Here is a 12,613-nt window from a genome sequence, read left to right as displayed (position 1 = left end):
GTGACCAGCACAGCCTGCCACGGACGTGCGACATCCGCACCGGGGAACGGTGCGGAGGAGGACGTCAGGAGTCCTTGCGGATCCAGCGGAAGGTCAACCGCACCAGGATCAGGCCGCCCACGAGCCACAGGAGGCACACCAGGAGCGTGAGCGGATGCTCCCACGATCCGGACGGCTCCGCCGCGGCGAACGCTTCCGGGAGGAACACCGACCGCATCCCCTGGGCGAGCCACTTCAGCGGGAACACGCTCGCGAAGTTCTGCAGCCACTCGGGGAGGGCCGAGAAGGAGATGTACACCCCGGAGATGAACTGCAGGATCAGGACGATCGGGATGACGACGGCCGTGGCGCTGCGCCCGGTACGGGGCAGGGCGGCCAGCCCGATGCCGAGGATGGCGCAGGTCGTCACCCCGAGGAGGAAGACCCAGGTGAAGGTGAGCCAACGTTCCGCGTCGGTGGGAAGGGCGACCCCGAAGCCGACGGCCGCGACAGCGATGAGGAGGGCGGACTGCAGGAGCCCCGTGATCAGCACCTGCCCGAGCTTGCCGATGAAATACGACACGGGGCTCAAGGGGGTCCCGCCCAGTCGTTTGAGCGTGCCGTCGCCGCGCTCCATGGCGATGTCGATGGACATGTTCTGCAGCCCGGACAGCAGGAGACCGGCCGCGAGCAGACCAGGCAGGTAGAACTCCGCCGACGACACCTCTTCCCCGGGCGGCCCGAACGTCTGGGACGTGAAGGCGACCGAGAAGATGAGCAGCATCACGACGGGGAACAGGAACGTGAAGAAGAGCGTGTCACCCTGTCGGAAGTACGCGCGGACCTCGTACCGGATCCGCGATGCGCCGAGCCGCAGGGTCCGGGCGACGCCGAAGACCGCCGACGTCGCCGGGGTCTGGGACGGCACAGTGCTCTCGCTCATGCTCCCACCTCGGCGGACCTCTCCACCGCCGCGTCCCCGCCGAGGAAGGACAGGTAGATGTCCTCCAATCGGGGGCGCACCACTTCGAGCCGCGCGGGCTCCCCGCCGGCGGCCATGATCTCCGCCACCCGCGCGCCCGGGTGGACGGTGCGCTCCTCGTGCGTTCCGTCATCATCCGTCCAGCGCACGATGGGAACGCGCGCCTCGGCGCCCCCGAGCCGGTCGATCGGCCCGACCGAGGCGACCCGACCGTCGACGAGGATCGCCGCCCGCTCGGAGAGCTCGGCCGCCTCATCCAGGTAGTGGGTCGTCAGCAAGATGGTCGTACCGTCCTGCTGGAGCCCCCGGATGAGACTCCAGAATTGACGGCGCACCTCAGGATCGAAGCCCGTCGTGGGTTCGTCGAGGAAGAGCAGTTCCGGGCGGCCGATGATGCCGAGGGCGACGTCCACGCGCCGGCGTTGCCCGCCGGAGAGCTTGCGCACGCTCACGCGGGCCTTGCCGGTGAGGCCGACCGCGGCGATCACCTCGTCGACGTCGCGCGGACGTGGGTAGAAGCCGGCGAAGTGCGCCAGCATCTCGCGCACGGTGGCGGACGGGGCTTCGCCGGTGTTCTGCAGCACGATGCCGAGGCGCGCCTTCCACGGCAGGCCGCCTCGGTGCGGGTCGACGCCCAGGACGGACACCTCACCCGATGTCCGGTCGCGGTAGCCCTCGAGGATCTCGATGAGCGTGCTCTTGCCGGCACCGTTGGGGCCGAGGAGCGCGAAGCACTCCCCGCGCTGGATGTCCAGATCCACACCGCGGAGCGCCTCGAACCCGCCGCGATAGACCTTGCGCAGGCCGCGCACGCGAACGACGTCCTCTGTCACGCTTCCCAGTATGAGTCGCCGCCGCGGGTCGACGGCTCGTACGAGCTCAGACCGCGGGTGCGGCCGCGGCGGCGACCTCGTCCTCGGCGGTGGCGACCAGTTGGCCGCACGCGCCGTCGATCTCCTTGCCGCGGGTGTCACGCAGAGTGGTGGGGATGCCGGCGGCGTTCAGTCGACGGACGAACTCGTTCTGCACCGGCACCTCGGATGCGGTCCAGATCGAGCCGGGCGTCGGATTGAGCGGGATCGGGTTGACGTGCACCCACCCCCGGCCACGCGCGTTGAGCTTGTCGGCCAGAAGGTCGGCGCGCCACGCGTGGTCGTTCATGTCCTTGATGAGCGCGTACTCGATCGAGACGCGCCGCCCGGTCTTCTCGAAGTAATCGCGCGCGGCGTCGAGCGCCTCATCCACCTTCCACCGCGAGTTGACCGGGATCAGCTCGTCACGGAGGTGATCGTCGGGCGCGTGGAGGGACAGCGCGAAGGTGACGGGGATGTTCTCGTTCGCCAGCTTCGTGATGGCGGGCACGAGGCCGACGGTGGACACGGTGATTCCCCGGGCACTCATGCCCAGGCCGTGCTCCTTGTCGACCATGACCCGCACGGCCTGCATGACGCGGGCGTAGTTCGCGAGGGGTTCACCCATCCCCATGAACACGATGTTCGAGACCCGCTCGGGCGACTGACCCGGCCCGTCGGATCCGCGGAGGGTCTTGCCGCCCAGTCCGCCGTCGGCGATGAGCCGGTTGGCACGGACGATCTGCTCGATGATCTCGGCCGCCGACATGTTCCGGGTGAGGCCGGCCTGCCCGGTCGCGCAGAACGGGCAGTTCATGCCGCATCCCGCCTGGCTCGATACGCACAGGGTGATGCGGCCGGGGTAGCGCATCAGCACCGACTCCACCAGCGCGCCGTCATGCAGCTTCCACAGGAATTTGATCGTGTCGCCCTTGTCGGTCTCCAGTCGCCGCACCTCGGTGAGCAGGGGTGGCAGCATCCCCGCGACGAGTTCGTCGCGACCGGCGGCCGGGAGATCGGTCATGTCCGCCGGGTCGGACGTGTAGTGCGTGAAGTAGTGCTTCTCGAGCTGCTTCGCACGGAAGCCGGGGAGTCCCAGCTCCGTCACCTTGGCGACCCGCTCGGCGGCGGTGAGGTCGGCCAGGTGGACGGGCGGCTTACCGCGCTTCGGACTGGCGAACTGCAGCAGCGGCCGGCCCGCGTCATCCTTCTTCTGCGACCAGCCCTCTGTTCGGGGCCGCACCTGCGGCGCCGCGGGGCGCACCTGACGGGGCTTGGTGGTGCGCACGGGGGGCTGATCGGTCATGGATTCAGGGTACCGGGGCTCGCCTGCACAGGACCTGGTCGCCTCGAGCCCGCGCGGACGGGGGTGGGGCCCGCGCGGGAGCGGGAGCGGGCGGGAGCCCGCGAGACTGCACCGTGCCCACGAGACCGCGGCGGAAAGCCGCTCGCTCGTGGGCAGCGTGCAGTCTCGCGGTCCCCGGGGTCAGGCGGGCACGGGAGCGCCGAGGTAGAGGGGGTTGCCGTCAGGGTCGCGCACCTGCGCGACACGCTCACCCCATGGCATGTCGTCGGGCGGCTCCTCCGACCGACCACCGGCGTCCAGCACCGCACGGTAGGCATCGTCGACATCGTCGACGTAGAGCCAGATGGCCACGCGGCCGGATGCTGCGACATCGGGCTCGAGGCCGATGCCGATCGCCCCGGGGCCGATGTCCAGAGCCACGTACACGTCCTCGAACCGGTAGCGCTCGACCGCCCCGAACGCCCGCTCGTAGAAGTCCTGCAACCGCGGCAGGTCGGGTGTGCGCAGGATGGGGAACAGTGACCGCACCGTCATGCGCGCCACGGTACGCCGCCCTCACGCGCCCGTCACCCCTCCCCGCGGCCGGCCGGGCGGATGGGCGGCGCGCGGGCCTCAGTCGAGGAAGATGTCCGGGAACAACGCCGCGTCGGGGGTCCCGGGCACCGCGGCGTACCGGGAGAAGTCGGTGACGCCGGCCTCGGCGAGCACGTCCTCGACGATCAGCGTCTGCCCGGTCCGCTCCCCTGCAGGCGTCGTGAGCACCTCGTACGCGGCATCCGCATAGATCTCGGGTGTGCGGCTCGCGGCCATGATCCGGTCGCCGCCGAGGATGTTCTGCACCGCGGCGGTCGCGATGGTCGTGCGCGGCCACAGGGTGTTGGCGGCGATGCCGGCGCCGGCGAACTCCTCCCCCAGGCCGAGGGTGACCATGGTCATCCCGAACTTCGCCAGGCTGTACCCCGGATGCGCTCCCAGCCACCTCGGCGTGACGTTCAAGGGCGGCGACAGCGTCAGGATGTGCGGATTCTCGGCGTCCTTCAGAATCGGGATCGCCGCGCGCGAGAGCAGGAACGTGCCCCGCACATTGACGTCCTGCATGAGGTCGTACTTCTTCGTCGAGAGGTCGAGCGAGCCCGACAGGTCGATGACGCTGGCGTTGTTCACGACGATGTCGATGCCGCCGAACTCGCCCTGGGTGGTGAGCACCGCCTCGGTGATGTCGTCTTCGTTGCGCACGTCGCCTACGATCGGCAGAGCCTTGCCGCCCGCCTCGCGGATCGCGGCGGCCGCGGTGTGGACGGTGCCCTCCAGGCGTGGATGCGGGGTGTCGGTCTTCGCGAGGATCGCGACGTTCGCCCCATCCCGCGCCGCCCGCAGCGCGATCGCGAGGCCGATCCCGCGGCTGCCGCCCGACATCAGGATGGTCTTCCCGGCGAGGGTGTTCTCGGTCATGACGTTCCCTTTCCCCGTGATGTCTCACTCGTGCAGGTTTCCAGCGCACAAAACCTGCGTGTGCGGGACATCATGTGCGTTTCTTGGCGGATGCGGCGGCGAAGGCGCCCACGCGAGCCTTCGCGTCGGCCGTGTCGAAGGCGGCACCGATCGTGCGCGCCTCGTCGTCGAGATTCTCGGCGAAGGTGCGCTCGGCACCTGTGCGCACGAGCCGCGCCGCCTGGCCGAAGGCCGCCGTAGCGCCGGCGAGCCAGAAGCGCGCCACCTCTTCCGTGCGGGCGGCCACGCCCTCGGCCGGCACGACCTCGGCGACGAGCCCCCACTCGAGGGCTTCGGAGGCGGACAGCGAGCGGTCCTGGAGCAGCAACTGCAGCGCGCGGCGCTGCCCGATCGCCGCCGGCAGAAGCGTCGTCACCCCGAGATCGGGGGTGAGGCCAATGTTGGCGTACTTGCTGACGAACCGAGCCGCGTCCGAGGCGACCACGTAGTCCGCGGCGAGCATGAGCCCGAGGCCACCTCCGGCCACCGCCCCCTGGACAGCCGCGACCACGGGGACCGGGGCTTCCGCGAACGTGCGGATGCCCTCGTGGATGATGTGCGCGGTCGCCGTGAGATCCGCGCCGGACGCACCCGACGTGGCCATGGCCACGACGTCGCCGCCGGCGCAGAAGGCCGGCCCCGCCGCATCCAGGATCACGGCGCCGATGCCGGGAGCCGTCGCCGTGCGGGCCGCATCGCGCCACCGTTCAGCCATCTCGAAGTCCATGGCGTTCAGCGACGCCGGCCGGTTGAGGGTCACCCGCGCGAGGTTGCCCTCGACGGTCACCAGGATGCTGTCGCTCACGCTCGTCCTCCTCTTTCGGCCTCGCGAGGCGCGGTCATTTCGGGGCCATCCGGATCGCACCGTCGAGGCGGATCGTCTCACCGTTGAGATAGCCGTTGTCCACGATCGCCATCACGAGGCGGGCGTACTCGTCGGCGACGCCCAGGCGCGAGGGGTAGGGCACCTGCTGCCCCAGTGAATCCTGCGCGGCCTGCGGCAGGCCCCGGAGCATCGGCGTCTCCATGATCCCGGGCGCGATCGTCACGACGCGGATCGCGTGGCGGGCGAGCTCGCGGGCGATCGGCAGCGTCATCGCGTGGACCCCGCCCTTGCTCGCCGAATACGCCGGCTGTCCGATCTGACCGTCGAAGGCGGCAACGCTCGCGGTGTTGACGATGACTCCGCGGTCGCCGCTTTCCGTTTCCGGCTCGGTGCGGGCCATGACCGCTGATGCCTGGGCGATCACGTTGTAGGTGCCGACGAGGTTCACCCGCACGATCCGCTCGAACGCGTCGAGCGGAGTGGGGAGGCCCTCGCGGTCGAGGACCTTTCCGGGCGGCGCGATGCCGGCGCAGTTGACCACCACCCGCAGCGGACCGGCCTCGGCGGCGACCGCCACGGCGGCAGCGATCTGCTCGGGGTCGGTGACATCCGCCGCCACGAACCGGCCGTCGATCTCCGCCGCGGCTTCTTCGCCCGGCGAAGAGGGCAGGTCGACGATGGTGACGGTGGCCCCGGATGCGGCGAGCCGACGTGCGGTCGCCCGACCCAGGCCGCTCGCACCACCGGTGACCAAGGCAGTCGCGCCTGCGATGTCCATCCGCTCTCCGTTCGTCGTCGAAACCGGGACCGGGTTCCAGCCTAACCGGCACTCAGGTTCGCACCCCGCTCCGCCCCGTGTTCCCCCACCTTGCCCGGCCGGAGGCAGGATGGGAAGGTGACGGTACGCATCGAAGAGGTCGGCGTCGACGATCCGCGGGCGGTGACCCTGCGTGACCTCCTCGACGAGGAACTGAGCACCCGCTATGCCCACGTCGTGACCGGCGAACCGCCCGAACTCTCGGCAGCGCGCAACGCGGCCCTCCGCGTCCACCCCGAAGACGTCGTCACGACCTTCCTCGCGGTCGACGAGTCGGGCACGCCGCTCGGTCATGTGCTCCTGCGTCGCCTCGGCCAGGAGTGGGAGCTGAAGCGCCTCATCGTGCCCGCAGCCGCGCGCCGACGCGGGGTGGGCCAGGCCCTCACGGCGGCCGTGGTGGAGCGGGCCCGCGCCGGGGGCGCGCGGCGCGTGATCCTGCAGACCGGGGCACCGCAGCCCGAATCGATCGCACTGTACGCCGGAGCCGGCTTCACGCCCATTCCCGTCTACGAGCCGTACGTGGCGACGATGCCGGAGTCGCTCTGCTTCGAGCGCACGCTCTGACCTCGACCTCGACCTCGACGCGGACGTCGACCTCGACCTCGACCTCGACGTCGACGTGGACGTCCACGCCGACGCCGACGCCGCAGCATCCGAATCAGGAGATCTGACCGACACAGGCCGATCCGCCCGCAAACGTCCTGTCTGCGCCGCATCTCCTGATTCGGGCACCGGGCAATCGCCGGAAGCGGGCGCCGGGCGCAGCCCGAAGCCGGCGGAAGCGGGCGCCGGGCGCAGCCCGAAGCCGGCGGAAGCGGGTGACGCCGACACATCCGAATCAGGAGATCTGACCAACACAGGCCGATTGGCCCGCACGCGTCCTGTCTGCGCCACATCTCCTGATTCGGGCACCGGGCGCAGCCCGAAGCCGGCGGAAGCGGATGACGCCGCAGCATCCGAATCAGGAGATCTGACCGACACAGGCCAATTGGCCCGCAAACGTCCTGTCTGCGCCACATCTCCTGATCTGGGCGCCGCGCAGCGCCGGAAGCGGACGGGAGCGGATGATGGGGCCATGAGCGAGAGCGCACCGGCCACGTCGCAGCAGTCCTTCATCCCGCCTGCCGTTCCCGCCCCCGCTCGCGTGCGCGAGCTCGCGGGCGGCGCCTCCCTCGAACCCGTGTGGGAGAACGAGCTCGGCGGCGTGACCTTCCGCGCGAGCGGACGCGACGGCATCCGATACATCAAGTACGGTCCGCGTAACGCCGAGACGTCGATGGCGGCGGAGGCGGAGCGCATTCGATGGGCGGCGCCGTACACGCCGGTGCCGTCGGTGCTCACGGCCGGGGCGGACGAGACGTCCGAGTGGCTCGTCACCGTCGGGATCGACGGCGACAGCGCCGTCTCACCCCGCTGGCTTCCCGACCCCGCCACGGCCGTCCGGGCCATCGGGAAAGGCCTGCGCGCCCTGCACGGGGCCCTGCCGGTCGATGAGTGCCCCTTCGACTGGAGCATCCCGGCACGTGTGGCGAACGCCGAAGAGCGGGGCATCCACCTGCCGTCGGCCCTGCGCGACACGCCTCCGATCGACCGGCTCGTGGTCTGCCACGGCGACGCGTGCGCCCCCAACACGCTCCTCGGCGAGAACGGCCAATGGGTGGCGCACGTGGACCTCGGTGCCCTCGGTGTCGCCGACCGCTGGGCCGACATCGCCGTCGCCGCCATGAGCACCGAGTGGAATTACGGCCCCGGATGGCAGGACGCCCTGGTGGAGGCCTACGGCATCGCGGACGATCCGGTTCGGATGGCGTTCTACCGCGACCTGTGGAACGCGACCTGACCGCCGGAGTCAGAGACCGAAGATCGGGCGCCACGCGCCCACCATCACCGACACGACGACGGATGCTGCGGCGATGACCGCGGCCACCAGCACAAGCCCCGCGTCCCGGCCCCGGAAGCGCGACGGACGCGCCCACGTCCGCTTTCCCGGGGCGCCGAACCCGCGAGCCTCCATAGCCGTGGCGAGCTTGGAACCGCGCCGGATCGCGAGGACGAGGAGCGCGAACATCTGGCCGAGCAGCCTCCGGATCCGTCCGGTGTCGGCGACGCCGCGCGCACGGCGGGCGAGCGACAGCTCACGCCAGTCCTCCAGGAGGAGCCCGACGAGGCGCAGACCGGCGAGCGCCCCCAGCACGAAGCGCGCGGGCAGGCGGAGATTCTGCGCGAGCCCGTCCGCGAGGTCGGTGGGATCGGTCGTCGCGAACAGCACGACGCTCGGCACCGCGATGGCCAGCACCCGGAGGAAGATGGCGAGGGCCAGCGCGATCGATCCGTCGGTCACGCGCAGCACCCCCCACTCGACGTAGACGGCGCCGGAAGGCCGCCCGTAGAGCACCGTCGCGGAGGCCGCGATCACCGCCCCGACGACGATCGGCCACACCCGGAGCCACAGGTCGCGGACACGGATGCGGGTCAGCGGAAGGAGAAGGAGTGTCGCCCCCAGGGTGACCCCGGCCGACACCGGGTCGATCGACGCGAGCAGCGCCCCGGTGAGGACGAGCGTCGCCGCGAGCTTGGCGACCGGGTTCATCCGCGCCAGCAACCCGTCGCGCGGACCGAGCGAGATCAGACTCACGCCGCCCCCATCACGAGTTCGTCGTCGGCGAGCGCGTCCACCAGTGCACGATCATGGGTGACGAACGCCACGGCGGTGCCGCCGGCACGCAGAGCGTCGATGAGCGACGCGATCTCGCGCCAGGTCACCGCATCCTGACCGAAGGTCGGCTCGTCGAGCACGAGCACCCGCGGGGCCGTCGCGATCGCTGCCGCGACGGTCAGCCGCCGCTTCTCCCCGCCCGACAGCGTGAACGGGTTGACGTCGGCGAGCCGGGTCAACCGGAGCTTTTCGAGCAGGTCGTCCACGAGCGGCGCGATGTCGGCGGGATCGCGGTGAAGCGCGCGCGGCCCGACGGCGAGCTCGTCGCGCACCCGTGTGGTGAGGAGCTGATGCTCGGGCTCTTGGAACACCATCCCGATGCGAGTGAGCAAGTCGCGGGCGCGCCATCCCGTCGGAGCAGGCCCGAGCCGGCCGGCCAGCTCGGGTGTTGCCGCGAGCTCTCCGCCGGCGGGGCGCAGGAGGCCGGCCAAGGTCAGGGCGAGCGTCGACTTACCGGCACCATTCGGACCCGTCAGGGCGAGGGCGCGGCCCCCACGCAGCTGGGTCGAGATCCCGGATGCGGCCACCGCCGCCTCGCGCGCACCGAACCGCCGGCGCCCCACTGCCAGGTCTGCGGCACCGAGCAGAAGAGGCGCCGACGCGGCGCGGACGGTGCGCTCGATGCCGGGCGCCACACCGGGAACCCACACCCCGGCCGCGGTCAGAGCAGCCGCGTGGCCGCGGAAGACGGCATCCGGAGAACCGTCGGCGCGCACCCCACCGTCCCCGAGCACGACGACACGGTCGACGGCGTCCGCCCACAGCGACACGCGATGCTCCACGACCACCAGGGTCGCGCCGGTTGCTGCCGCAGCGGCCACGACCGCGTCGCGCACCTCGACCGCGCCCTGCGGGTCGATGTTCGCGGTGGGTTCGTCCAGGAGCAGCAGCCCGGGGCGCATGGCGAGGAGACCCGCCAGTGCGAGACGCTGCTTCTGCCCGCCCGACAGCTGTGCGGTCGGATGGTCGCGCGGCACCGGAAGCCCTACGGCCTCGAGCGCAGCATCCACCCGTCGCCAGATCTCCTCGCGCGGCACCCCGAGGTTCTCGCACGCGAACGCCACGTCATCCCCGACCCGGGCGAGGATGACCTGTGCGTCGGGGTCTTGCAGCACGAGCCCCGCACGACCGCGGGCGTCGCCGGCGGGCACGCCGTCGATGGTCAGCGAGCCCGCGCTCTCGCCGTCCTCGGCGTCGCCCACCACCCCGGCGAGCGCGCGGAGGAGCGTGCTCTTGCCCGATCCGCTGGCACCGAGCAGCAGCACCCGCTCCCCCGGCTGCACGTCGAGGTCGAGACCGGAGACCGCCCAGCGCCGCCGCCCGGCGTGACGCCACCCCCACCCGCGGGCGCGGACGCCGGCCGGAGCGACGTTCACGCGGGTTCGGCGGAGTCCGCCTCGCGGATGCGGTGCTCCCGGCCGGCCGCGAAACGGTCGAGCGCACCCGTCGCCGCGAGCGCCCGGGCGAGCACCCACGAGACGAGGCCGGCCAGCAGGAGCCCGGAGGCGACCGCCGCGACGAAGTAGACGACGCGGGCCTCGAACGCCAGGGCCGCCACGGAGGAGAAGGACGTGTCCAGCAGCCCGACGGCGAGCCCGGCGAGGGCACCCGAGACCAGCGCCGCGCCCAGGCGCCAGTTGGCGTAGGCGAACAGCGCGAACCCGAGCTCGGCTCCGAGGCCCTGCACCACGCCCCAGATGAGCGTCGTGAAACCCCACTGCGTGCCGATCGCCATCGACACGACGGCCGCGACCACCTCGGCGTACAACGCGGCGCCGGGCTTGCGGATGATGAGGCCGCCGAGCACGCCGGCGAACAGCCATCCACCGGCGAGAAGCCCCGACATGCCTGGCGTGAACGCCAGAAGTGTGTCCAGAGCGGGCCAGGCTTGACCCCACAACCAGAAGATGACGCCCGCTGCGACGCCGATGACGCTGGCGACGACGATGTCGACGACCCGCCACCGGAAGCGGCGGGTTCCGGTCCCGGTGCGGGCGGATGTGGACGTGGAAATGTTCATTTCGCTCCTCCCTGCGCTGGCATGACCCAGATCAGGTTCGACGGTCGAAGCGTGGATCGCTTCCTCTCAGCCCGGCTCACCGGACTCCCGTGGTTTGTCGCGCCTGAGTATACCGGCGCCGAACGGTACGTTAGGCGGGTGACTGCCGAAGCGCCTCCGCCCACCCGGCGGGCTCTGCGCACGGAGGGCCCCGCCGCGGAGGAAGACGCCTCATCGGGCGGCGCAGAGAGCCCCGGCACCCTGGTGATGCAGGAACCTGCCGACCCGCCGGTCGCCGCCAGACCTTCCGGACCGGTTGCCCTGGCGTGGGTGGATGAAACCCGGGTCACCATACCGGTGTCGACGACCGACGCCGCGTCTGCGACCGCGCCCGCTTCGGCGCCCGACCTCCTCCGCGGCGCCCGGCGACGCTCGCCGTGGCGCACGGGAGTCCTGGCACCGGGGGGTGTGCTCCTCCTGGTCGCCGCCGCCTACGCCGCGATCACGCTGCTGTGGCCGCTGCATGCCGTGGCGCCTCGCATCGAATCGGTGGCGGTGCAGACCATCGCCGCGCCGCCGGCCGCACCGGCCTGGCCCGCGGAGGGAAGTGCCGCCATCTCGGTGGCCGGCATCCCGGGGGCACTCGCCTCCACCGGCGACGCGTCCTCCATTGCGAGCATCACGAAGGTCGTCACGGCGCTGCTCGTCCTGGACCGCCTGCCGCTGGCCGTGGGCGAGAGCGGCCCGGAGTATCGCTTCGCCGCCGCCGACCGCACGCGGTACTGGCAGTACCGGGCCAACGGCGAATCTTCCCTGGACGTGCCCGTGGGCGGGGTCCTGACCGAGTACCAGCTGCTCGAGGGGATGCTGATCGGATCGGCCAACAACTACGCCGACCGGCTCGCCGACGACCTGTGGCCCTCCGACGAGGTGTACGCCGCCGCCGCAAGCGCGTGGCTGGCCGCCCAGGGCATCGACGGCATCACGATCGTCGACCCGTCCGGCATCAGCCCGGGCAACTCCGCCACGCCCGACGCGCTGCTCACCCTGGCCTCCCGCGCGATGGCGAATCCGGTCATCTCCGAGATCGTCCGCAAGGAGTCGACCGAGATTCCCGGTGCGGGAACGGTGCGCAACTCCAATCCGCTGTTGACGGATACCGGAATGGCCGGGATCAAGACCGGCACCCTCGACCGCTACAACCTCCTGACCGCGAAGGATGTCCCCCTCGGCGACACCACGGTGCGGCTCTACGCCGCCGTCCTCGGACAGCCCGATTCCGCCCGGCGCGACGAGGCCACCCGGGCCCTGTACGCGCAGGCGGAGTCAGAGCTGCAGCTGCGGCCGTCGGTGACGGAGGGGACGCTCGCGGGGCACGTCGTGACGCGGTGGGGGGAGAGAGTCGACGTCGTCACCGCCGAAGACGCCACGGTCGTGCTGTGGAACGGCGCCGCGGCGAGCGCCGCCTCCGATTTCGCGCTCGGAGACTCGGCGGCGGACGGCGACGTCGTCGGCACGCTCGCGGTGTCGGGGCCGGTGGACAGCACGAGCGTCGACCTGGAGCTGGCCGACGACGTCGAGGCCCCGAGCACGTGGTGGCGCCTCACCCACCCGCTCGACCTGCTGGGGCTCAACGACTGAAGCCG

13 protein-coding genes and 1 riboswitch are annotated in these 12,613 nt (G+C 71.5%); of the genes, 3 read left to right on the top strand and 10 right to left on the bottom strand.

What is annotated here, in order from left to right:
- Positions 1-64: 64 nt before the first annotated feature.
- The 7 genes from AC4FS1_RS13205 to AC4FS1_RS13175 form a co-directional block, all read right to left on the bottom strand.
- Positions 65-922 carry an ABC transporter permease gene (locus AC4FS1_RS13205; protein WP_491155855.1) on the bottom strand — a complete coding sequence of 286 codons (858 nt, stop codon included), beginning with the start codon at positions 920-922 and terminating at the stop codon, positions 65-67.
- The gene (locus AC4FS1_RS13200; protein WP_491155854.1) at positions 919-1,794 is read right to left on the bottom strand and encodes an ABC transporter ATP-binding protein; all 876 of its coding nucleotides are present in this window, start codon (positions 1,792-1,794) and stop codon (positions 919-921) included. The genes AC4FS1_RS13205 and AC4FS1_RS13200 overlap by 4 nt, the downstream gene beginning before the upstream one ends.
- Positions 1,795-1,840: 46 nt before the next feature.
- The gene (gene rlmN, locus AC4FS1_RS13195; RefSeq protein WP_491155852.1) at positions 1,841-3,118 is read right to left on the bottom strand and encodes a dual-specificity RNA methyltransferase RlmN; all 1,278 of its coding nucleotides are present in this window, start codon (positions 3,116-3,118) and stop codon (positions 1,841-1,843) included.
- 180 nt (positions 3,119-3,298) lie between these two features.
- The gene (locus tag AC4FS1_RS13190) at positions 3,299-3,652 is read right to left on the bottom strand and encodes a VOC family protein (RefSeq protein WP_491155850.1); all 354 of its coding nucleotides are present in this window, start codon (positions 3,650-3,652) and stop codon (positions 3,299-3,301) included.
- 78 nt (positions 3,653-3,730) lie between these two features.
- Complete coding sequence (locus AC4FS1_RS13185; protein WP_491155848.1) at positions 3,731-4,570, bottom strand: SDR family oxidoreductase; 840 nt, start codon at positions 4,568-4,570, stop codon at positions 3,731-3,733.
- A gap of 70 nt (positions 4,571-4,640) precedes the next feature.
- Complete coding sequence (locus tag AC4FS1_RS13180; protein WP_491155846.1) at positions 4,641-5,414, bottom strand: enoyl-CoA hydratase/isomerase family protein; 774 nt, start codon at positions 5,412-5,414, stop codon at positions 4,641-4,643.
- A 34-nt stretch (positions 5,415-5,448) separates the two neighbouring features.
- The gene (locus AC4FS1_RS13175; RefSeq protein WP_491155844.1) at positions 5,449-6,213 is read right to left on the bottom strand and encodes an SDR family NAD(P)-dependent oxidoreductase; all 765 of its coding nucleotides are present in this window, start codon (positions 6,211-6,213) and stop codon (positions 5,449-5,451) included.
- A 117-nt stretch (positions 6,214-6,330) separates the two neighbouring features.
- On the opposite strand from AC4FS1_RS13175, the gene AC4FS1_RS13170 reads away from it, so the two are divergent.
- Positions 6,331-6,816, top strand: a complete 486-nt coding sequence (locus AC4FS1_RS13170) for a GNAT family N-acetyltransferase (RefSeq protein ID WP_491155842.1) — start codon at positions 6,331-6,333, stop codon at positions 6,814-6,816.
- 511 nt (positions 6,817-7,327) lie between these two features.
- Positions 7,328-8,092, top strand: a complete 765-nt coding sequence (locus AC4FS1_RS13165) for a phosphotransferase (protein ID WP_491155841.1) — start codon at positions 7,328-7,330, stop codon at positions 8,090-8,092.
- Positions 8,093-8,101: 9 nt separating this feature from the next.
- Here the strand turns inward: AC4FS1_RS13165 and AC4FS1_RS13160 are convergent, their stop codons facing one another.
- The 3 genes from AC4FS1_RS13160 to AC4FS1_RS13150 form a co-directional block, all read right to left on the bottom strand.
- Complete coding sequence (locus AC4FS1_RS13160) at positions 8,102-8,887, bottom strand: energy-coupling factor transporter transmembrane component T family protein (RefSeq protein ID WP_491155840.1); 786 nt, start codon at positions 8,885-8,887, stop codon at positions 8,102-8,104.
- Complete coding sequence (locus AC4FS1_RS13155; protein ID WP_491155838.1) at positions 8,884-10,344, bottom strand: ABC transporter ATP-binding protein; 1,461 nt, start codon at positions 10,342-10,344, stop codon at positions 8,884-8,886. Before AC4FS1_RS13155 ends, AC4FS1_RS13160 begins: the two co-directional genes overlap by 4 nt.
- The gene (locus AC4FS1_RS13150; RefSeq protein WP_491155837.1) at positions 10,341-10,988 is read right to left on the bottom strand and encodes an ECF transporter S component; all 648 of its coding nucleotides are present in this window, start codon (positions 10,986-10,988) and stop codon (positions 10,341-10,343) included. Before AC4FS1_RS13150 ends, AC4FS1_RS13155 begins: the two co-directional genes overlap by 4 nt.
- A riboswitch (TPP riboswitch) is annotated at positions 10,980-11,089 on the bottom strand. (Overlaps the previous gene by 9 nt.)
- A gap of 37 nt (positions 11,090-11,126) precedes the next feature.
- Here AC4FS1_RS13150 and AC4FS1_RS13145 point away from each other — a divergent pair.
- Positions 11,127-12,608 (top strand): D-alanyl-D-alanine carboxypeptidase family protein, encoded by a 1,482-nt coding sequence (locus AC4FS1_RS13145; RefSeq protein ID WP_491155835.1) that lies wholly within the window; start codon positions 11,127-11,129, stop codon positions 12,606-12,608.
- Positions 12,609-12,613: the final 5 nt, after the last annotated feature.

The sequence above is a fragment of the Microbacterium sp. Z12_35 genome (assembly GCF_058310475.1).
This window is presented reverse-complemented; position numbering and strand designations above follow the sequence as displayed.

Coding starts and splice junctions, on each gene's coding strand:
- AC4FS1_RS13205 (WP_491155855.1), bottom strand. CDS start 922: ATGAGCGAGAGCACTGTGCCGTCCCAGACCCCGGCGACGTCGGCGGTC.
- rlmN (WP_491155852.1), bottom strand. CDS start 3,118: ATGACCGATCAGCCCCCCGTGCGCACCACCAAGCCCCGTCAGGTGCGC.
- AC4FS1_RS13190 (WP_491155850.1), bottom strand. CDS start 3,652: ATGACGGTGCGGTCACTGTTCCCCATCCTGCGCACACCCGACCTGCCG.
- AC4FS1_RS13185 (WP_491155848.1), bottom strand. CDS start 4,570: ATGACCGAGAACACCCTCGCCGGGAAGACCATCCTGATGTCGGGCGGC.
- AC4FS1_RS13175 (WP_491155844.1), bottom strand. CDS start 6,213: ATGGACATCGCAGGCGCGACTGCCTTGGTCACCGGTGGTGCGAGCGGC.
- AC4FS1_RS13165 (WP_491155841.1), top strand. CDS start 7,328: ATGAGCGAGAGCGCACCGGCCACGTCGCAGCAGTCCTTCATCCCGCCT.
- AC4FS1_RS13150 (WP_491155837.1), bottom strand. CDS start 10,988: ATGAACATTTCCACGTCCACATCCGCCCGCACCGGGACCGGAACCCGC.